Below are 22,598 nucleotides of genomic sequence, written 5' to 3'. Positions count from 1 at the left end.
CCGCGGCGGTCACGGCGAATGCAGGGGGTTGGGGACGGTGCCGTGCACGACGGCGTGCGGGCGCTCCGGGCGGTCGCGGTAACCGTCCACATGCAGACGGTTGCGGTTCAGGCAGAGCCGCCCGATCCGCGGGGTGAGCAGATCGAAGGTGTGGAACCGTTCCTTCAGGGCGGGGAAACGTTCGTGGTGGCGCAGGATCTCCGCCCGTACGAGTGACCAGAACTCGTCCTCGGGAACGCCGAGTTGGTCGGCGCACAGCGGCGCGAGGTAGCGGAAGACGCCGACGAACAGCCCGGAGTGGATGAACTGGGTCAGGAAGGCGGGCGGTTCGGTCAGCAGCACCGTGCGGACATCGTCCGGCATGCCCTCGTGCTCCGGGAGCGGCTCGGCGCTGGTGTTGACGTCGTCGACGAAGTCCTTGACCGCGAGGCGGGTGGGGACGTCGTGCCCGTCGAAGACCACGATGGCGTTCTCGCCGTGCGGGGAGAAGACCGTGCCGTACCGGTAGAGGAAGTGCAACAGGGGCGGCAGCAGGGCGGCGAACAGCCGGGCCAGCCAGTCGTGCGGGGCCAGGCCCGAGCGGTGCACCAGCTCCGCGGTCAGCGCCCGGCCCTGGGGGTCGGTCTTCAGCAGCGCAGCCAGCGTGCGGGCGCGTTCCCCCGGGTCGAGGTGCGGGCCGACCGGCTCGCGCCAGATGCAGCCCAACAGCTCCTTGAACTGGTACGGGACGCCCGGCAGCCGGTCGTAGAGGGGGTGCTCGACGGTGACCGAGGCGGTCTCGCCGAGCAGGATCACCCGGGTCTCGTCGCGCAGATAGGGGTCGGCGTCCCGCAGGCCGTGGACCCAGCGGGTGACGGCGGGCGCGGCGAGGGTGCGCTCGGTGGGCAGCCCGCGCCAGACCAGGGTGTTGAGGATGGACAGCGGAAGTTTGACCGTACGGGCCTCGGGCCGGCTGAGGTTGAGGAAGGTACGGATCGACTGCTGCGGCAGGCGGAGGTCATTGTCAGTGGGCAGCGCGATGATGGATCTGTCCGCGAGTTGTGGTGCGAAGAGCGGGGCGACGGTCTCGTCCCATTGCCAGGGGTGCACGGGGAGATAGAGGTAGTCGGCGGGGTCCTGGCCCTGGTCGGCGATGGTGCGGGCGAAGGCATGACGGGTGGCGGGGGCCAGCTCCTCGCCGTAGAGACGGTCGGGGGTGGCCAGGGTGGGGATACCGCGGTAGTGGGCGATGCGGTGGTGCGCGGCGAGCCAGGGCAGACGCCGGGCGGTGCGGGCCTCGGGGGCCCAGGTCGCCGCGTCGGCGGCGGAGAAGCCCAGCCGGCCCTTGTTCGCGACGAGCCAGGGGTGGCCGGTCTGGTGGCCTTCGAGCGTGGCGTAGTCGAGGTCGGCGAGGTCGGCGGCGCTGAGCGCGGTGGCGTCGAGGCGGGTGTCGGCGGCGAGGGTGGCGGTCAGTTCGCGGATGAGGTGGCCGGTGGTGTCGCCGGACAGGCCCAGGACGGTGTCGTGGGCCTGGGTGAGGAAGTGCAGGGGGTCGGCGTCGGGGGTGATCGAGTCGGGGTCGATGCGCCAGTGCCCGTAGGCGCCGCGGCGGGCGCGGAAGCGGTAGACGAGCGCGTCGCCGACCGGCAGGCGGTACTGCGGGGTGCCGTCGGGGGCGGTGCCGTCGGGCTGGGGCGTGAGGACTTCCTCGTACGCGAACTCCGCCAGGGTCTTGGCGAACAGGCGGCGCGCGGCGTGCTGCCAGGCGCTGTGCGAAGGCTGGGGCTCAGGAGGCAAGGCGGGACTCCTCGAAGCGGGACCGCCCCGGCACGGCGGGGGGACAACCGGAGCGGCGGGGTGGACGGCGGACCGGACCGGGACCGGCGACGGACGGCCCCGGCGTCAGAGCAGATGGCGGTGGGCGCGGTCGCGGACCATCAACGCCGCGCGCTTCTCCGGCAGTTCGACCTCGCCGAAGAAGCGGAAGCCCGCGGTCAGGAACGCCGCGACGGAGGCCGTGTTGCGCAGATCGGGCTCGGCGACGACCCGCGTGCAGTGCGGGCGGCGGTCGAGGACGAGATCGGCGGCGGCGCGCAGCAGGGTGCTGCCGAGACCGCGGCCGCGGTCGGTGTCGCGGCCGATGAGGAGGTGGATCCCGGTGTCCTGGGGACGGGCCGGGTAGTGGTGCGCGAGGGGGTCCAGATCGGAGCGGTAGATCTCCCAGTAGCTCATCGGGACGCCGGCCAGGACACCCAGGCACGGCACACTCCGGCCGTCGCCGTCGAGCTGGCCGCGCAGATGGGCCTCGGTGGTGGCGGGCGGACCGGCCAGCTCCCAGAAGGCGGCGACGGCCGGATCGTTCATCCAGGCGGTGATCCGGCCGAGATCGCGGTCCGGCCGGACGGGGACGAGTGCGAACGGTCCGACGGGGGTGTCGGCGGCGCCCCAGCCCGCCAGGTTGTCCAGCAGCGGGCCGGCAGCCGGTCCGCCGGCCGGCCGCGCGCCGACTTCCGGTGGGAGCCGACGGTCGAGGGTGTCGTCGGAGCCGGCGCTGAGGCCGGGTTCGGTGGCTGGCACGGCGACGCTCTCCTCTCAGGGCCGGAAGCCGCGTGGCCGTGTGGGTCGCGGCGGACCGGCGCCGGGGACGGGGTGCGGGACTCTGCGGTCGGGGACTGGGGCGGGCGGCCGGGCCGTTCCCTGGGGACCGGCCCGGAAGCGGGGCGCGCCTTACGGGGCGAGGGGGTTGGCCAGGGTGACGTAGACGGACTGGGTCTCCACCGGGCCGACGAGTTCGTCCAGGCCGTGCAGCCGGGTCGCGAGATTGGCCTTGCAGCGCAGGGTGCGGGCGGCGAGCAACTGCCCGGGAAGCGGCGAGCGGTGTGCGTGGGGGGCCGCCGCGGCGTCGGCAAGGAACCGCCGGAAGGCGGCGAGCAGGACCTCCTCGTGCACCAGGCGCTGGGCGCCGAACGCCCCGATGAGGCCGAGGACGTTGTTGATGCCGAGGTAGTAGGCGAAGCGTTCGTCGGTGACGTCGTCGGGGACGAAGGTGTCGCTGACCGTGCCGATGCCGGGCAGCCGCCGCTCCAGCTCGGCCCGGCGCGAGGCGCGGAAGTAGTAGCCCTGGTTGTCGCGGTAGCGGCCGCCGACCGGCCAGCCGTCGGGATCCAGCAGCACCAGGGTGTTCTGCTGATGCGCCTCCAGGGCGACGCCGGCCGTGCCGTCGAGCCACAGCACGGGCCGGACGACCGCTTCGAGGTAGCGCAGGAACCACTCGGTGGCGACCGCGCCCAGGGGACGGCCGGTGCGGGCGCCGAGAGTGCCGATGAGGTCTTGGAGGCGGGAACGTACGCCCGCACGGCCGGGCCAGGGCCGGGGGGAGGTGAGCCCGGCGATGCAGACGGCGTCGTCGGTGGTGCTGAAGGGGTTGTGGCGGATCACCGCGTCAAGGCCCCGGACGGGCTCGCCGTCGGGGCCGTCGACGGCGAGATAGGCCGGGTCACGGATGATGTCGAAGCAGGGGTGGACGGCCTGCCACTGCTCGGCGAGACCGGTGCGCAGCAGCCGGTGCACCTCGACGCCACGAACCAGCTCCTTGCGGAGGTTCTCCCGCCGGGAGTTGGTGATGCGCAGCCCGAGGGAGAGTTTGAGCATGGCCTCCGCGCCGGGCCGGTAGACGGTGCGGACGGAGGAGGTGGGGTGCCAGGGGCGGCCGTGCGCCCCCAGGTCGTACAGCAGCCCGGCGTCGCGCAGCGCGGCGATGTCGGGCCGGTCGGCGAGTTCCCTGGCCTGCCAGGGGTGCAGCGGCAACGGCACGGTCCCGTCGGGGAGTTGGAGCCCGTCCCCGGCCAGGCGCGCGGCGAGCTGTGCGGCCGGTACGGGCCTGCCGCGCTCGGTCCAGGCCGAGTCGGCGACGACGGCGGAGCGGTGCACGGCCATCCAGTGGAGCGGGAAGGCACCGCGCAGTTCGGGCGCGTAGGCGCGGGTTTCGGCTTCGGAAAGGCCCTCGCGGCTCTTCGGGGTGGGGTGCAGCGGGTGGCCGAAGAGCAGGGACTGTTCGGCTTCGAGGAAGAGCGCGGCGTGCTCGTCGGCGGGCCGGGCGCGGCGGTCGGCGAGGAAGGTGGCGACATTGCGTACGGAGTTGGCGACCCGGCCGACGAGCTCGGCGCCGTCGCCGTCCGGTGTCTGCGGCGGCCCGCCGTCCGGGTCCGCGCTCCCCTCGGCGTCCGCCACCCGGTGCTCGCCGCCGGCCGAGGCCCGCCGGTCGCCGTCGTGCGCGGCCTCCCGGCGGAGCAGCGCGGCGAGGGTGACGGCATCGAGCGGGGCGGCGCCGGCCGGGGCGCCTTCGAGGGTGGGGGCGCCCAGGCGGTGCCAGCCGGTGGGTGACCAGTAGCGCACGGGGAGGTGCAGGGCGCCCGCGCCGGAGTGGAGGGGGATGCGCAGCCGTCCGCCGGCCGGGCGCTGGATGCCGCGCTCACGTAGCCAGCAGCGCAGCAGATGCTCGATGCCCGCGACGTCGGCGGCGACCGCCGGATCGGGGTGGTCGAGCGGGTCGTGGTCGCCGTGCCGGATGCGGTCGTTGGGGCCGGGGGCGCCGTGCGCGGTGGCCTGGTCCTGGTCCTCGTGGGTCTGCTGGTGACAGCCGCCGTCCGGGGCGCGCCGCTGCTGGCGCGGTACGGACTCGATCGTGGCGGCGCTCTGGTGCCGGTCGGAGACGGTCTCGCCGGGCTGGGCCTGGTCGGGTCCGGGGCGTTCGTTCATGGGGTGGTGCCTCGCAGTGTCGTGGGGGACGAGCCCGTCGGCCCCGGGGTGGTGCGGACCGCCGCGGCGATGGCGTCGGCGAGGCGGTCGAGGACGGCGTCGGCCTGTTCGTCGGTGAGGGTCAGGGGTGGTAGCAGCCGGACGACGGCGGAGTGCCGGCCGCCCAGTTCGACGATCAGGCCCCGGTCCAGGCAGGCCTGCTGAACGGCAGCGGCGAGCCGCGGGTCGGCGGGGCGGGCTCCGGTCGCGTCGGCATCGGCCTCCCGGTCGACGAGTTCCACGCCGAGCATCAGTCCGCGGCCGCGGACCTCACCGATGCAGTCATGGGCGGCGGCGAGGGTGCGGAGCCGGGCGAGCATCCGGGCGCCCAGCTCACCGGCGCGCTCGGCTAGGCCGTTGGCGCGTACGTAGGCGAGGGTGGCGGCCCCGGCGGCCATGGCGAGCTGGTTGCCGCGGAAGGTGCCGGCGTGGGCGCCGGGCTGCCAGGCGTCGAGTTCGGCGCGGTAGACGATGACGGCGAGCGGCAGGCTGCCGCCGATGGCCTTCGACAGGACGAGCACGTCCGGCACGATCCCGCTGTGCTCGATGGCCCAGAAGGTGCCGGTGCGGCCGACGCCGGTCTGCACCTCGTCCACGATCAGCGGGATCTGCCGGTCCGCGGTGAGCTCCCGCATCCGGCGCAGCCAGCCGTCCGGCGCGGGGATCACCCCGCCCTCCCCCTGGACGGGTTCCAGAATCATCCCGGCCGGCCGGGAGACCCCGCTCTTGTCGTCGTCGAGCAGGCTCTCGGTCCAGCGGGCGGCGAGTTCGGCGCCGCGCTCACCGCCCGTCCCGAACGGGCAGCGGTAGTCGTACGGATAGGGCAGCCGCGCCACGCTGGTGCGCTGCGCTCCCCCGGACGCGGCGAGTGCTTCGGCGGTCATGCCGTGGTAGGCGCCGGAGAAGGCCATCAGGCCGTCCCGGCCGGTCGCCGTGCGGACGAGTTTGAAGGCGGCCTCCACGGCGTCCGTGCCGGCCGGGCCGCAGAACTGGATGCGGGCCGTTTCGGCCAATTCTGCGGGCAACGTGGCGAAGAGCTCGGTGGTGAAGGCGTCCTTGACGGGCGTGGCCAGGTCCAGGACGTGCAGCGGCGCCCCGGAGTCGAGGACGGCACGGATCGCTTCGAGCACCACCGGGTGGTTGTGTCCGAGCGCCAGACTCCCGGCTCCTGAGAGGCAGTCGAGGTAGCGCCGGCCGTCGGCGCCCTCGATGGTCAGCCCGCGGGCGCGCACCGGGACGATAGGCAGCGAGCGGGCGTAGGTACGGGCAGCGGACTCACGCAGGGACTGCCGGCGCAGGATCCCTTCATGGGCCGGCGGGGCCTCCGTCGGCACGGTGTCGGTCAACGCCACGGCAGTTGTGTCCTCCTGCTTGGTGAGCTGCTGGATACCGCGCGGGCCCTGCGGGCAGCCCGGTCGTCCCCCGTACGTACCAACGACGGCGGCGATCCCGGATCACGGTTGCCTGCAAGATCCTTGTCGGCCTGGAACCGGGGACCCGAGTACCGCCGTCCCCATCCTCACCGGCATAGTGGGGTGTTGCGCCGAGATCTTGAGGTTCATGACAACTTGAAACCGGCGCAATCCGCTCAAGACACACCGGCTCAGTCCGATTCACCCAGGGGGAACCCACCCATGCGACACATACGACGGCCAGTCCTGGCCGCCGCCGCCCTCACCGCCGTCATGGCGCTGACCGTCACCGGCTGTGGTCCGGAGGGCGACAACGCGGACGCCAAGCCCAGCCAGGCCGCGGCTGACACCTCGGGTGGGGGTGAAATCAAGATTCCCCAGGAGATCCAGGACAAGCTCAAGGAACACGGCTTCGACCTGGACAAGTGGAAGAACGGGGAGTGGAAGAACTGGGACAAGGACAAGTGGCTCCGGGAAGCCGGGGAGTTCATCAACCCGATCATCAAGGACTTCTGGAACCCGGACAAGATCGACAAGGTCAAGCCGCCCAAGGACCCCAGCAAGCCCGAGGACATCTCGGAGGACCAGGGCAAGACCGATCCTGAGCCGGCCGCCGTCCCCGCTCAGCCCGTCAAGACCCCGTACACCAGCACCGCTCCCGGTGTGGGCCTGCTGCTCTTCAGCACCCCCCAGGGCGAGTCGCGTTGCTCGGCCACCGTCGTCAAGGACCCGGCGCACCCCGGTAAGTCCAACCTCGTGTGGACCGCGGCGCACTGTGTGCACGCCGGCAAGAACGGCGGCTGGTACCGCAACATGATGTTCGTGCCGAACTTCAACAAGACCGGCGGATCCGCCGACCAGTTGAAGACCAAGCCCTTCGAGGACCGCGTCCCGTCGGGCAAGTGGTGGGCCGACGACATGGCGACCTCCAAGGAGTGGATCAAGGACGGCGGCGCCGTTCCGGGCGTGCCGATGGCTCCGTACGACTTCGCGCTGATGCATGTGAAGCCGGAAGAGGGCACCGGCGGCAAGTCGCTGGAGGAGATGGCCGGCGGCGCCTACAAGGTCGACTTCAACGCCCCGGCGATGGCCAAGATCCCGAGCCTGACCGCGCAGGGCTACCCGGCCGAGCCGCCGTTCGACGGTGCGGCGCAGCAGCAGTGCACCGACAAGCCGACCCGCCTGTCGATGGACGCCAACAAGCCCACCATGTACCGGATCGGCTGCACCATGACCGGTGGCTCCTCCGGTGGCCCCTGGTTCGTCAAGGGCGCCGACGGCAAGCCGGTGCTGGTCTCCAACATGTCGATGGGTCCGCGTCCGGCCCGCTGGTCGGCCGGCCCGCACCTGGGCCCCGAGGCCAAGTCGATCTTCGACAACATGAGCAAGAAGTGGGCGAACAAGCAGTAACCGCCTGAGGGGTGGTGCCGGCGCGGCACCACCCCGTCGCCCGCGGACACGACGAAGGCCCGCCCCCGGTCTCCCGGGGGCGGGCCTTGGTCATACGAGCCGCAAGCGGCTTACGTGCCGCAGGGGGCCTGCGGGTCCGCTACGCCGCCGGCACGAACGGCTGGAACTCGGCGGCCAGCTCCTCGTGCACCCGCGCCTTGAGGACCGTGCCCTCCGCGGTGTGCTCCTCGGAGATGACCTCGCCCTCCGCATGCGCCCGCGAGACCAGGGCGCCCTGGGTGTAGGGCACCAGCACCTCGATCTCGACCTGCGGCCGGGGAAGCTCCTCGTCGAGCAGCTCCAGCAGCTCCGTCATGCCCTGGCCCGTACGGGCCGAGACCACGATGGCGTGCTTCTCCTTGCGCAGCAGGCGCTGTAGCACCAGCGGATCGGCCGCATCGGCCTTGTTGACGACCACGATCTCGGGCACGTCCGTCGCACCCACATCGCGGATCACCTCACGCACGGCGGCCAGCTGCTCCTCCGGCACCGGATGCGAGCCGTCGACCACATGCAGGATGAGATCGGACTCGCCGACCTCCTCCATCGTGGAGCGGAACGCCTCGACGAGGTGGTGCGGCAGGTGCCGGACGAAGCCGACGGTGTCGGCGAGGGTGTAGAGCCGCCCGCTGGGCGTCTCGGCCCGCCGGACGGTCGGGTCCAGGGTGGCGAACAGGGCGTTCTCCACCAGGACACCGGCGCCGGTGAGGCGGTTGAGCAGCGAGGACTTGCCGGCGTTGGTGTAGCCGGCGATCGCGACCGAGGGGACCTTGTTGCGCCGGCGCTCCTGGCGCTTGATGTCCCGGCCGGTCTTCATCTCCGCGATCTCCCGGCGCATCTTCGCCATCTTCTCGCGGATCCGCCGCCGGTCGGTCTCGATCTTGGTCTCACCGGGGCCACGGGTGGCCATACCGCCGCCCGCCGAACCGGAGCCACCGCCACCCATCTGACGGGACAGCGACTGACCCCAGCCACGGAGCCTGGGCAGCATGTACTGCATCTGCGCCAGTGAGACCTGCGCCTTGCCCTCCCGGGACTTGGCGTGCTGGGCGAAGATGTCGAGGATGAGGGCGGTCCGGTCGACCACCTTGACCTTGACGACGTCCTCGAGATGGATCAGCTGGCCCGGGGAGAGCTCACCGTCACACACCACGGTGTCCGCCCCGGATTCGAGCACGATGTCCCGCAGCTCCAGGGCCTTGCCCGAACCGATGTAGGTGGCCGGGTCCGGCTTGTCGCGGCGCTGGATGACGCCGTCGAGCACCACGGCTCCGGCGGTCTCGGCCAGCGCGGCGAGCTCGGCGAGGGAGTTCTCCGCGTCCTGCACCGTCCCCGAGGTCCATACGCCGACGAGTACCACCCGCTCCAGGCGGAGCTGCCGGTACTCGACCTCGGTGACGTCTTCGAGCTCGGTGGAAAGGCCCGCCACACGGCGTAGCGCGGCCCGCGCCGAACGGTCGTACTGGTCGCCGTCACGCTCCCCGTCGATCTCGTGGCTCCAGGCGACGTCCTCTTCCATCAGGGCGTCGGCCCGAAGGCTCTCGGCGAGGCGCTGCCGGTCCTGCGGAAGGGATGAAGAGGAGGTCATTTGATCCTTTGCGTCGTTGGGAAGCCCTCACGGGGCCGGGCGGCCCCACCGGGACTGTCGCTGATGACAACGTACGAGCTGTCCGGGAGATTCCCGGGCCGGTCGTCGTCCCCACGATGGTCCCACGGCCCGGGAAGGCCGTCACGCGGGTTTTCCGGGCTGCACCGGTTTGCCGGGCTGGAGCGGTTTCCCGGGCTGTGCCGGTTTGCCCGGCTGGACGGGCTTGCCGGGCTGGGTGGGCTGGGTGGGCGCTCCGGGGCTCGCGGCCGGCCCCGTGGGCTTCCACTCCGTGTGCCCCGGCATCGGAGGCGTCCGTGTGCCGTAGAGCCACGCCTGGAAGAAGCCCGCGAGGTTCTGCCCGGAGACCTTGGACGCCAGCTCCACGAAGTCCCCCGAGTCGGCCACCCCGTCGCGGTGCCCGGTCACCCACTCCCGTTCGAGCCGGTCGAAGGCGGCGGGCCCGATCTTCTGCCGCAGCGCGTACAGCACCAGCGCGCTGCCGTCGTAGACGATCGGGCGGAAGATGCTGATCTTCTGGCCGGGCCGGGGGGTCTTGGGAGCGGCGGGCGGCCCGCCCTCGGCGCGCCAGCCGTCGGACTGTTCGTAGGCGTGGTGCATCCGGGTCTCCAGGGAGGCCCGGCGGTCGCCCCTCTCCTGGGCGTAGAGCGCTTCGTACCAGGTCGCGTGGGCCTCGTTGAGCCAGACGTCGGACCAGCGGCGCGGGCTGACGCTGTCGCCGAACCACTGGTGGGCCAGCTCGTGCACCATCACGGACTCCACGTACCAGGAGGGCAGGTGGTCGGAGGTGAACAGGGCCTTCTCGAAGAGCGAGAGGGTCTGGGTCTCCAGCTCGAAGCCGGTCCTGGCGTCGGCGATCAGCACGCCGTACGTCTCGAAGGGGTACGGGCCGACCCTGCGCTCCATCCAGGCGATCTGGTCGGGGGTCTTGGCCAGCCACTTCTCCAGGGCGGGCCGGGCCGCGCTCGGTACGACGTCGCGGAGCGGCAGGCCGTGCGGGCCGCGCCGCAGCAGCACGCTGGACTTCCCGATGGAGACCTGGGCCAGCTCGGTGGCCATGGGGTGGGCGGTGCGGTAGGTCCAGGTGCGGCCCGCGGCGCGGTCGCCCGCGCCCAGCGGCTGCCCGTTGGCGACGGCGGTCAGCTCCTGGGGGGCGGTGAGGTGGAAGGTGAAGATCGCCTTGTCGGAGGGGTGGTCGTTGCACGGGAAGACGCGGTGCGCGGCGTCCGCCTGGTTGGCCATCGCCAGCCCGTCGGTGGTACGGATCCAGCCGCCGTTGCTCCCCCCGCGCGGGTCGCTGGTGTGCTGGACGGAGATCTTCAGGTCCTGCCCCCGGGAGACGTGGAACGCCGGGGTGAGCACCAGGTCCTCGCCGTGCTGCTCGTGTTTCGCGGGCAGGCCGCCGATCGTCACCGCGCGCACGCTGCCCCGGGCGAAGTCGAGGTTGAGGTGGTCGAGCTCGGTGGTGGCGCGCGCGGTGATCACCGTCGTCGCGTTCAACGGCCGGTCGTTGTGGCCGGAGTAGTCCAGCGTGACGTCGTAGGACGTGACGTCGTAGCCGGTGTTGCCGAGCGTGGGGAAGAGCCGGTCACCGATGCCCTGCGCCCCCAGGGGCTGCGGCTCGGTCATACCGAGGGTGGCGAGGGCGGCCAGTCCGAGGGCGGCGGCCCGGCGGCCGGACCACCGGATCCGTCCGCCCGGGGCACCACGGGGCAGGGCACGGGCGGGGACGGGGCGGTCGGGATCACGGGACGGGCGGCGCAAGGGAAGGGACATGAACTACGGCTACCAACGCGGCCACCCGCGCCGTGGGCGAGCCGTCAAACGGCACCCGAACGGGCGGCGGATCGTGCGTCCGTCCCAGTGCGGGTTCCGGACGGTCCGTCACCAGGCGGGCGCTACCGCCTCTCAGGGGCGCATCGCCGCCGGCCGGCGGGCCCGGCCGGCCCGCAACACATCGAAGACACCGGGCACTTGGCGCATGGCGCGCATCAGGGACGGCAGTCCGGCGGCGTTCGGCAGATGCAGCGTGTACGTATGGCGGACCCGCTGTTCATGCGGGGGTTCGACGTCGGCCGAGACCACGGCGGCGCCCTGGGAGGCGATCGCCTCGGTGAGGTCGGCCAGCAGATGCGGCCGGCTGAAGGCCTCGGCCAGGAGGGTGACCCGGCAGCCGTGGCCGCCCTGGGAGGCGCCGCGCCAGCGCACCCCTACCGGCTTCCGGCCTGTGGCCGCCATACGGGCCACGACGGGGCACAAGGCACGGTGAACGGTGACCGTGCCGCCCCGTACGGCGAATCCGGTGACGGTGTCCGGCGGCACCGGCGTACAGCAGCCGGCCAGCCGGACCGCGGCGCCGGGCAGGTCCGCCACCGCGAGGACCGAGCCGGGGGTCGCCAGGGCCGCCGGGGGTCGGTCCTGGACCGGGGCGGGGCGGTCGGCGGGGGGCACCGCGACGGGTGTCTCACCGGCGCCCGCCGGGCGGCCGCCTGGCTCCCTGGGCCCGGCCAGCCACCTGGAGATGGCGAGCCGGGCCGCGGGTGTACGGGCGTGGTCGAGCCATTCGGGCGAGGGGCCGGCGGCGGAGTCCGGGGCCATCAGCAGCTGAAGGCTGTCGCCGTCGTGCAGGACGGTGGCGAGGGCGGCGAGCCGGCCGTTGACCCGGGCGCCGATGCAGCAGTGCGCCGCCTCGCCGTGCCGCTCATAGGCCGCGTCCACACAACTCGCCCCGGCGGGCAGGCCGATGGCACTGCCGGCGGTCCCGGACAGGCCCTCGGAGCCGTCGGAGGCGGCATCGGCGCAGAAGACCGTGATCTCCCGGTCCTGGGCGAGGTCGTCGCGCAGCGAGGTCCAGAACGTGTCCGGGTCGGGGGTGGTGCGCTGCCACTCCAGCAGCCGGGAGAGCCAGCCGGGGCGGGTCGGGTCGGCCCGCTCCCCCTCGGGGGCGTCCACGCCGTCCGTAGGGGCGTACGGATTGCCCAGCGCGATTACCCCTGCCTCGGCGACCCGGTGCATCTGGTGCGTACGGATCAAGGTCTCGGCGATCTCACCGGACGGGCCGGTCACGGCGGTGTGCAGCGACTGGTACAGGTTGAACTTGGGGGCCGCGATGAAGTCCTTGAACTCGGAGACGACCGGGGTGAAGCAGGTGTGGAGTTCGCCCAGGACGGCGTAGCAGTCGGCGTCCTCCGCCACCAGCACCAGCAGTCGCCCCAGGTCGGAACCGGTCAGCTCGCGGCGCGCGAGGCGGACGCGGTGCACGGAGACGAAGTGCCGGGGCCGGACGTGGACTTCCGCGTCGATACCGGCCTCGGCCAGGACCGTACGCACCCGCTCGGCGATCGCGGCGAGCGGGTCGGGGCGGGTGGCGTACTCCAGGACCAGGGCCCGGGTCGTGGCGTACTCCTCCGGGTGGAGGATCGCGAAGACCAGGTCCTCCAGCTCGGCCTTGAGCGCCTGGACGCCGAGGCGTTCGGCGAGCGGGATCAGCACGTCGCGGGTGACCTTGGCGATCCGGGCCTGTTTCTCGGGCCGCATCACACCGAGGGTGCGCATGTTGTGCAGCCGGTCGGCGAGCTTGATGGACATCACCCGGACGTCGTTGCCGGTCGCCACCAGCATCTTGCGGAACGTCTCCGGCTCGGCGGCCGCGCCGTAGTCGACCTTCTCCAGCTTGGTGACACCGTCGACGAGGTAGCAGACCTCATCGCCGAAGAGGTCCCGTACCTGGTCGAGCGTCACTTCCGTGTCCTCGACGGTGTCGTGGAGCAGGGAGGCGGTGAGGGTCGTGGTCTCCGCGCCCAGTTCCGCGAGGATCAGGGTCACCGCCAGCGGGTGGGTGATGTACGGCTCGCCGCTCTTGCGCAGCTGACCGCGGTGCGAGGACTCGGCGAGCAGATAGGCCTTGGTGAGGATGTCCAGGTCGGCGTCGGGGTGGTGGCTGCGGTGCACCTTGGCGACGTGTTCGAGGGCGTGCGGAAGGCCGTCGCGCGGGGCCGGGCCGAGGAGCGCGGCGCGGCCGATGCGGCGCAGCCCTCTGAGTTCCAGTCGGCGGCGGCCGCGCCTGCGGCCCGCTGCTCCAGGATTACCAGGGTTAGTGGCCTCTGCGCTCATGGGCACCTCCGGCAGCGTCGACCGGCGGTGGGACGCGCCAGTTCGGACGTCCGGGCCGGTGCTTGATGCTATCGAGCCCATCACGCAGCGCTGTCCAGCTCTCGCTCAGAGTGATACGGATCACCCGTTCGAGCGAATGTTTTGGCCGGAACATATCTCGTGGGGGTGGCCGGGAGCGGATCCGTCCCGGCCCCCTTCAGACGAGCGCGGCGGTCAGCCAGGCGGGGTCGAAGGTGCCCTCGGCGACGATCTCGGCCCGCCCGGTCATCTCCACCGTGCCGTCGGGCAGCTCGGTGATCGACAGGGTGCCGCCGAGCACATCGACCCGGTACGTGACGGGGGTACCGGTCTTCGTCGGGTCCGCACCGTCCCTGCGCGCGGCAGCCACGGCGACCGCACAGGCGCCGGTGCCGCAGGAGCGGGTCTCGCCCGAGCCACGCTCGTGGACCCGCATCGCGACATGGCGCGGGCCGCGGTCGACGACGAACTCGATGTTCACGCCGTCGGGATAAACCGACGCTGGGCTGAACGGCGGCACGGCCAGCAGGTCACCGGCGTGGGCCAGATCCTCGACGAACGCGACGGCGTGCGGATTGCCCATGTTCACATTGCGGGCCGGCCAGCTGCGGCCGCCGAGCGTGACGACGACGCCCTCGTCCGGGAGCGCGGCGCGGCCCATCGACACCGTGACGTCGCCGGTCTTGGCGAGATGGACGCGGCGCACACCGGCGCGGGTGGCAACGGCCAGCTCGCCGGCCTCGACCAGACCGGCGTGCAGCAGATAGCGCGCGAAGACCCGGACCCCGTTGCCGCACATCTCGGCGATCGAGCCGTCGCTGTTGCGGTAGTCCATGAACCACTCGGCCTCGTCGGCCTGGGCGCGGGCCTCCGGGTGCGCGGCGGACCGTACGACGCGCAGCAGTCCGTCGCCGCCGAGCCCGGCCCGCCGGTCGCAGATCCTGGCGACGGCGCTCGCGGGCAGATCGAGGCGGCCGTCCGGATCCGGGACGATCACAAAGTCGTTCTCGGTGCCGTGGCCCTTGAGGAAGGCGATGCCCTCGGTGCTGGTGCTGGTCACCCTTGCATCGTACGGGGAGGGGCGGGGGCGGGCCGTACAGGGGCGGGGCTCGGGGACCGCGCAGCGCGGGGTTCGGGCGGGCAGGTCCGGGCAGGGAACGGGGCGATCGTGGCGACGAGGGCGGCCGTGGCGCGGGGCGATCGTGGCGCGGGCGCGCTCATACACCCGCCCACCCCCGAAGGGGGGTGGGCGGCGGGGAAAAAACCAGAGGTAGTACGGGTGGGCGGCGGGGTAGAGGAGGCGACGGCTCGGGCGCGCACCCGGCACGGCGTCGTCCCTCAGCGCAGCCGGGCCACCCGCCAGATGGCGAGGGAGGCGGGGACGGCCACCACCAGGGCGTACAGGAGTACCACGCGCCAGTGGGCGCGGCGGCCGGAGCCGCGGGCCGGGAGGCCGGGCCAGGTGTGGCCGACGCGGCGGGCGGCCATCATGCCCCAGCCGGCGGCGCAGCAGCACAGCAGCAGGCCGAGCATCGCGATCACCGCGCCCCCGTCACCGCCGAACTCGAAGGCGAGGGGGAAGGCGAACATCAGCGAGCCGACAGCGGCGAGCCCGACGATCGGCGCGAGCTGCCACAGCCGCAGTCGGCGCGGCGGGCGCAGCTCCCGGAAGGACTCGCCGCCCTCTCCGGGGCCGTCGGGCCCGTCGGCCACCGCGTCGGGGCCGTCGGAGTCGTCCAGGGTGTCCGGGGCGGTGAGCGGTCCGGTGCCGAGGACATCGTCGTCGGCGGGCAGACCGTCCTGTGCGTCGGGGCCGTCGTCGGTCAGCGGTGCCGTGTCAGCGCCGTTGTCCGGCTGCTGGGCTGTGTTGCGAGGGCCGGCCTCCATTGCCACGCGCCCTCCCCACTCCAGACTGCACGCCTCGATCGAAGGTCGATGATGACACGCCCTCAGTGGCCGGGACGGCGGCCGGAGCGTCCCGATGCCATGACGTGATCAGGCTGTGACCGGTCGTTCGAGCAACGCCAGCGCCTGCCCGGGAAGTTCCGCGCGATGGTCGGCCGCGCCGCTGAGCCAGTGCACTCGCGGGTCCCGGCGGAACCATGAGTCCTGACGGCGCGCGAAGCGCTTGGTGGCGCGCACCGTTTCGTCGCGCGCCTCCTGTTCGGTGCACTCCCCCGCCAGCTGGGCGAGCACCTGCTGGTAGCCGAGTGCCCGCGAAGCCGTACGGCCCTCGCGCAGCCCCTCGGCCTCCAGCCGCCTGACCTCGTCGACCAGGCCCGCTTCCCACATCCGGTCGACCCGCCGGGCGATCCGGTCGTCGAGCTCGGGGCGTTCGACGTCGACACCGATCTGGAGGGTGTCGTAGACCGCTTCATGGCCGGGGAGGTTGGCGGTGAAGGGGCGGCCGGTGATCTCGATGACCTCCAGGGCGCGCACGATGCGGCGCCCGTTGCTGGCCAGGATCGCGCGGCCGGCCTCGGGGTCGGCGGCGGCCAGCCGGGCGTGCAGGGCGCCGCTGCCCTGTTCGGCCAGTTCCGCCTCCAGACGGGCACGCACCTCGGGGTCGGTGCCGGGGAAGTCGAGGGCGTCGATGGCGCCGCGGACGTACAGCCCGGAGCCGCCGACGAGGACCGGGGTGCGGCCCTCGGCGAGCAGCCGGTCGATCTCGGCGCGGGCCAGCCGCTGGTACTCGGCGACGCTGGCGGCGCGGGTGACGTCCCAGATGTCCAGGAGGCGGTGCGGTACGCCCTGCTGTTCCTCGGGGGTGAGCTTGGCGGTGCCGATGTCCATGCCGCGGTAGAGCTGCATGGAGTCGGCGTTGATGACCTCGCCGCCCAGGTGTTGTGCGAGCGCGACGCCCAGATCGGACTTTCCGGCCGCAGTGGGGCCGACGACGGCGATGACCCGCGGAGCGGGAACGGCGGTGTTCACCCCGTCAGTCTCGCAAACCTCACGCCCCCATCTCGAACGAGCGACGTGACGGGCTACCGATGAGGTCGTTGCCTGTTGCGAGGTCCCGAGAGAACCGGTGCATCACCGGCGCCCGTGGGCGGCGCAACGGTCCGCTCCGGGCGGCGAGGGATTTCGCCCACATGAAGAGCGTAGGAGCAGTTATGGGCGTGTTTTCGCGGTTTCGTCGCCGGAAGTCCGAAGCGTCGACGGAGGAGAGTGCCGCTGCGACGGTGACGGCCGAGGCGAAGGAGCCGGCGGAGCCGGCCGCTCCGGCGGACGTCGAGAGCGCCGGGCAGGCAGAGGGGGCCGAGGCCGCCGGGAAAGCTCCGGTGGACGGTGAGTCCCAGGGACACGCGACGGCCGCGGCGGAAGCGGGGGACGCCGGGGGGACGGCGGCGCCGGAGGTGTCCGGTGACGCGACGGGGGACGCGGCGGCCGAGACCGCGTCCCGGCCCGCCGACGAGGCGCCGCGCGCGGAGCAGCCCGCAGAGAGTGCCGGGATCCCCCGGCAGCAGTCGGCGCACGCCGCGGCGGACAGCGAGTCCGGCGAGAGCGCCCGGCAGTAGTCCCGGCGCCCGGCACGGGCATGGCACAGCGGCCGCAGGGTGGTTCACCCCGCGGCCGCTGCCGTGTGTCCGCGCAGGCCCCGCAGTGTCGCCCTACGACCAGGTGGCCACGAAGTAGCCCACGCCGTACGGGGCCTCCTCGTGCAGCAGCCGGCCGCCCAGGCCCGCCCCCTCGGCAGCGCCCGCCAGGACCTGCCAGCAGGCCCGCCCGGACACCTGGAGGCCGGCGGCCAGCTCCGCGTCGAGCGCGCGCAGCGCGGCGAGGTCGGCGGCCCCCAGGGCGCGCGCTGTCGCGGCGTCGAAGCCCTCGGCCCGCTCGTCGAAGTAGCCGGGCGCCTTCACCGTCCGGCGGGCGCTGCCGTCACCCATCACCAGCAGCGCGACCCGGGGCGCGGCCGCGGCGATCTCCCGGCCGGCCGCCAGACACCGGTCGAGCGGCAGCGACTCCGCCACGCCCAGCCCCTCCACGGGGGCGTCGTCCCAGTCCGTACGGGACAGCAGCCAGGCGCCGACGGCCAGTGACGGCGGAAGCTGCCGCTCGGGCGCCTCCTCCGCGGCACCCAGCGACACCTCGACGTCCACGCCGAAACCGCGGAAGGAGCCGAGGGCGCCCTGCGGGTACGGACCGTCGCCCGTCTCTCCGGCGGGACCGACGACGACAAGCCGGTCCGGGCGGGCCGCGGCGAGCACGCCGACCGCGTCCAGACAGGCGGTGCGCAGCGCGTCCAGCTCGGGTGCGGCGCCGGCGGCCACCTCGGGTACGAGCAGCGGCGGACAGGGGCAGAGGGCGGCGGCTACGAGCATGCCACGCAGCGTAACGCCCCCGAGGTCGTCGCCCGGCTACTGGCCGGTCACCGCCGTCTGCGGGTCAGTCGCAGCCGCAGCCCGAGGCGGGAGCCGGGCTCGGTGCCGGGGCCCCGATGGTGGGCAGGCCCAGCAGCACGCCCTTGGGCTTCTCCGCCGGGGCGGCGTTGCGCTTCTCCCAGGCGTCTCCGGCCCGGGTGCGGCGGACCGCCTGGGCCGGGCCCTCGGCCAGGAGGTGGTGCGGAGCGGCGTAGGTGATCTCGACGGTCACCACATCGCCGGGGCGGACCGGCTCCTCGGGGCGGGTGAAGTGGACCAGGCGGTTGTCCGGGGCGCGGCCCGACAACCGGTGCGTCGCGTCGTCCTTGCGGCCCTCACCCTCGGCGACCAGGACCTCCAGCGTGCGGCCGACCTGCTTCTTGTTCTCCTCCCAGGAGATCTCCTCCTGGAGGGCGACCAGCCGCTCGTAGCGGGCCTGCACGACCTGCTTGGGGATCTGGTCCGCCATGTCGGCCGCCGGGGTGCCGGGGCGCTTGGAGTACTGGAAGGTGAAGGCCTGGGCGAAACGGGACTCGCGGACCGTGTGCAGGGTCTGCTCGAAGTCCTCCTCGGTCTCGCCCGGGAAGCCGACGATGATGTCCGTCGAGATGGCGGCGTCCGGCATCGCGGCGCGCACCTTCTCGATGATCCCGAGGAAGCGCTCCTGACGGTACGAGCGGCGCATCGCCTTGAGGACCCGGTCGGAGCCGGACTGGAGCGGCATGTGCAGCTGCGGCATCACGTTCGGCGTCTCGGCCATGGCGGCGATGACGTCGTCGGTGAAGTCGCGCGGGTGCGGGGAGGTGAAGCGGACCCGCTCCAGGCCCTCGATCTTGCCGCAGGCCCGCAGCAGCTTCGAGAACGCCTCACGGTCGCCGATGTCGGAGCCGTAGGCATTGACGTTCTGGCCGAGCAGGGTGATCTCGCTGACGCCCTCGGCGACCAGCGCCTCGACCTCGGCGAGGATGTCGCCGGGCCGGCGGTCCTTCTCCTTGCCGCGCAGCGCGGGGACGATACAGAAGGTGCAGGTGTTGTTGCAGCCGACGGAGATGGAGACCCAGGCCGCGTAGGCGCTCTCGCGGCGGGTGGGCAGGGTCGAGGGGAACGCCTCCAGCGACTCGGCGATCTCGACCTGCGCCTCCTCCTGGATGCGGGCGCGCTCCAGCAGGACGGGCAGCTTGCCGATGTTGTGCGTACCGAAGACCACATCGACCCAGGGGGCCTTCTTGACGATGGTGTCGCGGTCCTTCTGGGCGAGGCAGCCGCCCACGGCGATCTGCATCCCCGGGCGCGCGGCCTTCTTCGGGGCGAGCTGGCCGAGGTTGCCGTAGAGCCGGTTGTCGGCGTTCTCCCGTACCGCGCAGGTGTTGAACACCACGACGTCGGCGCCCTCGCCGTCCTTGGGCGCGGGAACGTATCCGGCCTCCTCCAGCAGCCCGGACAGCCGCTCGGAGTCATGGACGTTCATCTGACACCCGTAGGTGCGAATCTCGTAGCTCTTCGATCCTTGAACGTCCACTGCGGGGCTCCGGTCACTGCTGGTCATACGACAAGGGTAGGCGGTTCCCGAAGTGCCTCTCGCCGCTGGTACCGGGCGGGGCCGGGACCAAGGCCTTGGTGCCTGCGTCCGGCCCGGTTCCGCCTGCACCGCAGGGTGGCACCGGCCGTCGTGCCCCGGGTCCCGAAGTGCTGTTCGGCGCCTAAAACCCGCGCCGGGGCCGGACCCGTGCCGTTCCAACCAGCGGACAGTCCGGCGCATGGAAGCGCTCTCAGGGAAGAATGGCGCGACGGGCACCACCGCCCGACGGCTCTCCCGCACGCGGTTCCCTGACCCGTCCGCGGGAGCGGAACCGATGGAGCAGTGACGTGGGGGGACTACGGATCGCGGCGCTGGGACCGCTGCGGGCCTGGCGCGGTGAGCGGGAGCTGGACACCGGACCTGCGCAGCAGCGCGCGGTGCTGGCCGCGCTGGCACTGCGGTGCGGCCAGGTCGCCGCCGCGGACGAACTGGTGCGGGACGTCTGGGGATCGGAGCCGCCGGCCAGCGCGCACGTCGCTCTGCGCAACCACGTCTCCCGGCTGCGCGCCGTGCTGGAGACCGAGCCCTCCGCACCGAAGACGCTGGTCTCCGTCGCCGGCGGCTACGCCCTGCGCCTGGCCGACGGGGCGCTGGACGTCGCCGAGGCCGAACGGCTGCACGCCCAGGCGCAGTCGGCCCGGCACCGGGGCGAACCGGAGTCCGCCGCCCGGATGCTGGCCGAGGCCGGTGAGCTGTGGCACGGCACTCCGCTGACGGGAGTCCCCGGCGACTACGCCCAACGGCAGCGGGACCGCCTCACCGACTACCGGCTCCTCCTCGTCGAGACACGGCTGGATCTGGAACTCCAGCTCGGCCGGCACACCCGGGCGGCCGCGGAACTGGCCACCCTGGCCGACGAACATCCGCTGCACGAGGGCCTGCGTGCCCGGCAGATGCTGGCGCTGTACCGCTGCGGCCGGCAGGCGGAAGCCTTGGCCGTCTACGCCACGGCGCGCGGCCGGCTCGCCGAGGAACTGGGCGTCGACCCCGGGCCCGGTCTGGTCCGGTTGCATCAGCGCATCCTCGAGGCGGACCCGGAGCTGGCCCTGCCCCCGGACGCGGCCGCGCCGGCCCCGGCGTACGCCCCGGGCGGCGGGCCGGCCCGACCGCTGTGGGTGCCGCCGGCGCAAATACCTCCCGATGTCCCCGACTTCACCGGCAGGCGCACGGAGATCGCGCAGGTGCGCGCCGCCCTCGCGCAGGCGGACCGGGCCCCGGCCACCGCCCCGGTGATCTGTGTGATCCATGGCATGGGCGGTGTGGGGAAGACCGCTCTGGCGGTGCATGCCGCGCACGCGGAGCGCGAGCAGTTCCCCGACGGCCAGCTCTACGCCGATCTGCGCGGGGCGGGCCCCGGCCCCGCAGACCCTTATGAGGTCCAGGAGTTGTTCCTGCGCGCTCTGGGGGTGGCGGCCGACAACATGCCCGGGGGCCGTGCCGAGCGGACCGCGCTCTACCGTTCCCGGCTGGCCGGGCGGCGGCTGCTGCTTCTGCTCGACAACGTTGCCGACACCGAGCAGGTGAGTGCGCTGTTGCCGGGTACGGCGGGGTGCGCCGCCCTGGTCACCAGCCGTACGTCGCTGATGTGTCTGCCGGCGACCAGCCGTACCGCGCTGGAGCCGTTCAGCGAGCAGGAGGCGCTGGCTCTGCTGGAGCAGATCGCGGGGAGCGCCCGATGCGGTCAGGAGCGGGAGACGGCACGGGACCTGGTGCAGGCGTGCGGGATGCTCCCGCTGGCCGTCCGGATCGTCGCCGCCCGTCTGGCGGCCCGGCCGCGCTGGTCGCTGGCGGCGCTGGCCGGACGGGTCGGCGACCGTTCGCAGCGGCTCACCGAACTGGAGGCCGGGACCCTGGCGGTGGAGTCGGTCTTCCACGTCGGCTACTCGACGCTGGACGCCGCCCAGGCGCGGGCCTTCCGGCTGCTGGCCATTCCCGAGGTGCCCGACCTCTCCACGTCCGCAGCGGCGGCCGTCCTGGGCTGTGACCGGCGCGCGGCGGAGGCCGTCCTGGACTCACTGGCGCACATAGGGATGCTGGAGCCCGGGGACCCGGGGCGCTACCGGTACCACGATCTGCTGCGGCTGTTCGCCCGCCACCGGGCGCTGGACACCGACGCGTCCACGGCACGGCAGGCGGCCCTGAGCCGGATCGCCCGGTTCCATCTCTCCGGCATGAGCGCGGCCATGGCTGCCGAGCGGCCCTACAGCCGGCTGCCCCGGGCCGTCGATCCGGACGGCGCGCCCGACGCTCCGGCCTTCACCGGCAAGGCCGACGCGCAGGAGTGGGTGATCAACGAGCTCCCCGCCATGCTGGCCGTCGCCACCCAGATCCTCCACCACCCCTACCGTCCGGTCAGCGCGGAGGACACCCGTACGGTCGCGGGCGTCCTGGTGCTGCTCATGCCGTACACCGATTTCGTCCTGCCGTGGCGCTCCCTCCACCAGCTGGCCCACACGCTGGTGCGGGCCGCCGAACGGCACGGGGAGCAGCTCGCCGTCGTTCACGGCTGCGTCGTCGCGGCGGTCGCCTGTGCGCACACCGGACGGCACGACGAGGCGGCTGCGCTCGCCGTCCGCGCCTCCGAGGCCCCTCGCCCTCCGGACCACGTGATGACCCAGCGGCTCGTGTACACGAGGGGGGTGGTGGCCGGGCTGCGCCCGGGCGGTCTGCACGAGGCGATCGAGCACTACCGGCATGCGCTCGCGCTGTCGTGCGAGGCCGGTGAGCCGGGCATGGCGGTGCAGTGCTCGTTCGGCCTCGCGCTGGCCCACCTCGCCCTCGACCAGCCACGGCAGGCGCTGGAGGCGGCCCGGGACGGCCTCGCCCAGTGCCGGGTCACCGACAACCCGACGGGCATCGCCCTCGTGCAACGTGCCCTGGGCGATGCGCTCGCGGCGCTCGGCCGCCACGAAGAGGCGGTGACGGAGTTCCGCACGGCCCTCCAGGTCTGCGAGGTCCACGGACTGCGCTCACAGCGTGCCCGCACGCTGCTGTCCTGCGCCGCGGCCCTGGCCCGCAGCGGGCGGTCGCAGGAGGCCGACGCCGTTGCGGAGCAGGCGCTGGCGGCACTCGCCCAACTCGGCGACACCGAGGGCGAGAAGCAGGCACGCGCTTTCCTGGACCGCCGGCCGGCCGGTCGGCCGTCCCCCGGGCAGCCGGACCCCGAGGGGTGAACGGTCCACGACGAGCTGGTTGTCGTCCGGGGGCTGGTAGGGCGGAGTGGCCTCCGGTGTGGGGCAGTCGGGCGGTCCCTCGGAGAACTGGCAGCCGGTGGCGACGGA

Annotated in this window: 15 protein-coding genes; 3 read left to right on the top strand and 12 right to left on the bottom strand. The window is 73.1% G+C overall.

The window, feature by feature from the left end:
- Window positions 1-9: 9 nt before the first annotated feature.
- From ACZ55A_RS31915 to ACZ55A_RS31900, 4 genes are all read right to left on the bottom strand, one after another.
- The gene (locus ACZ55A_RS31915) at window positions 10-1,776 is read right to left on the bottom strand and encodes an IucA/IucC family protein (RefSeq protein WP_468847478.1); all 1,767 of its coding nucleotides are present in this window, start codon (window positions 1,774-1,776) and stop codon (window positions 10-12) included.
- A gap of 105 nt (window positions 1,777-1,881) precedes the next feature.
- On the bottom strand, window positions 1,882-2,556 hold the full coding sequence (locus ACZ55A_RS31910; protein ID WP_468847475.1) for a GNAT family N-acetyltransferase: 675 nt from the start codon (window positions 2,554-2,556) through the stop codon (window positions 1,882-1,884).
- 150 nt (window positions 2,557-2,706) lie between these two features.
- The gene (locus ACZ55A_RS31905; protein ID WP_468847473.1) at window positions 2,707-4,737 is read right to left on the bottom strand and encodes an IucA/IucC family protein; all 2,031 of its coding nucleotides are present in this window, start codon (window positions 4,735-4,737) and stop codon (window positions 2,707-2,709) included.
- On the bottom strand, window positions 4,734-6,128 hold the full coding sequence (locus ACZ55A_RS31900; protein WP_468847471.1) for a diaminobutyrate--2-oxoglutarate transaminase family protein: 1,395 nt from the start codon (window positions 6,126-6,128) through the stop codon (window positions 4,734-4,736). Before ACZ55A_RS31900 ends, ACZ55A_RS31905 begins: the two co-directional genes overlap by 4 nt.
- A gap of 282 nt (window positions 6,129-6,410) precedes the next feature.
- On the opposite strand from ACZ55A_RS31900, the gene ACZ55A_RS31895 reads away from it, so the two are divergent.
- On the top strand, window positions 6,411-7,598 hold the full coding sequence (locus tag ACZ55A_RS31895) for a trypsin-like serine peptidase (RefSeq protein ID WP_468847469.1): 1,188 nt from the start codon (window positions 6,411-6,413) through the stop codon (window positions 7,596-7,598).
- Between the two features lie 139 nt (window positions 7,599-7,737).
- Here ACZ55A_RS31895 and hflX read toward each other — a convergent pair whose 3' ends face one another.
- The 6 genes from hflX to miaA all read right to left on the bottom strand — a co-directional run bounded on the left by hflX (window position 7,738) and on the right by miaA (window position 16,308).
- Window positions 7,738-9,225, bottom strand: a complete 1,488-nt coding sequence (hflX, locus tag ACZ55A_RS31890) for a GTPase HflX (RefSeq protein ID WP_468847457.1) — start codon at window positions 9,223-9,225, stop codon at window positions 7,738-7,740.
- A 141-nt stretch (window positions 9,226-9,366) separates the two neighbouring features.
- Window positions 9,367-11,019: a M1 family metallopeptidase gene (locus tag ACZ55A_RS31885; RefSeq protein WP_468847452.1), complete on the bottom strand. Its 1,653-nt coding sequence runs from the start codon at window positions 11,017-11,019 to the stop codon at window positions 9,367-9,369.
- Between the two features lie 132 nt (window positions 11,020-11,151).
- Complete coding sequence (locus tag ACZ55A_RS31880) at window positions 11,152-13,356, bottom strand: RelA/SpoT family protein (RefSeq protein ID WP_468847449.1); 2,205 nt, start codon at window positions 13,354-13,356, stop codon at window positions 11,152-11,154.
- A gap of 196 nt (window positions 13,357-13,552) precedes the next feature.
- Entirely contained in the window at window positions 13,553-14,434 is an 882-nt protein-coding gene (gene dapF, locus ACZ55A_RS31875) for a diaminopimelate epimerase (protein ID WP_468847447.1), read from the bottom strand.
- A 278-nt stretch (window positions 14,435-14,712) separates the two neighbouring features.
- Window positions 14,713-15,261, bottom strand: coding sequence for a hypothetical protein (locus ACZ55A_RS31870; RefSeq protein WP_468847616.1), 549 nt, complete (start codon window positions 15,259-15,261; stop codon window positions 14,713-14,715).
- 108 nt (window positions 15,262-15,369) lie between these two features.
- Window positions 15,370-16,308: a tRNA (adenosine(37)-N6)-dimethylallyltransferase MiaA gene (miaA, locus tag ACZ55A_RS31865; protein WP_468847446.1), complete on the bottom strand. Its 939-nt coding sequence runs from the start codon at window positions 16,306-16,308 to the stop codon at window positions 15,370-15,372.
- 182 nt (window positions 16,309-16,490) lie between these two features.
- On the opposite strand from miaA, the gene ACZ55A_RS31860 reads away from it, so the two are divergent.
- Window positions 16,491-16,895, top strand: a complete 405-nt coding sequence (locus ACZ55A_RS31860; RefSeq protein ID WP_468847443.1) for a hypothetical protein — start codon at window positions 16,491-16,493, stop codon at window positions 16,893-16,895.
- Window positions 16,896-16,988: 93 nt separating this feature from the next.
- Here ACZ55A_RS31860 and ACZ55A_RS31855 read toward each other — a convergent pair whose 3' ends face one another.
- Both ACZ55A_RS31855 and miaB read right to left on the bottom strand, forming a co-directional pair.
- Window positions 16,989-17,699 carry a class III extradiol dioxygenase subunit B-like domain-containing protein gene (locus ACZ55A_RS31855; protein WP_468847441.1) on the bottom strand — a complete coding sequence of 237 codons (711 nt, stop codon included), beginning with the start codon at window positions 17,697-17,699 and terminating at the stop codon, window positions 16,989-16,991.
- Window positions 17,700-17,763: 64 nt separating this feature from the next.
- Complete coding sequence (miaB, locus tag ACZ55A_RS31850; RefSeq protein WP_468847438.1) at window positions 17,764-19,284, bottom strand: tRNA (N6-isopentenyl adenosine(37)-C2)-methylthiotransferase MiaB; 1,521 nt, start codon at window positions 19,282-19,284, stop codon at window positions 17,764-17,766.
- A gap of 320 nt (window positions 19,285-19,604) precedes the next feature.
- On the opposite strand from miaB, the gene ACZ55A_RS31845 reads away from it, so the two are divergent.
- Complete coding sequence (locus ACZ55A_RS31845; RefSeq protein ID WP_468847435.1) at window positions 19,605-22,490, top strand: AfsR/SARP family transcriptional regulator; 2,886 nt, start codon at window positions 19,605-19,607, stop codon at window positions 22,488-22,490.
- The last annotated feature ends 108 nt before the right edge of the window (window positions 22,491-22,598 follow it).

The organism is Streptomyces sp. NPDC034111, from assembly GCF_055575375.1.
The sequence above is the reverse complement of the archived record's forward strand: the minus strand, read 5'-3'. Positions and strand labels throughout refer to the sequence as shown.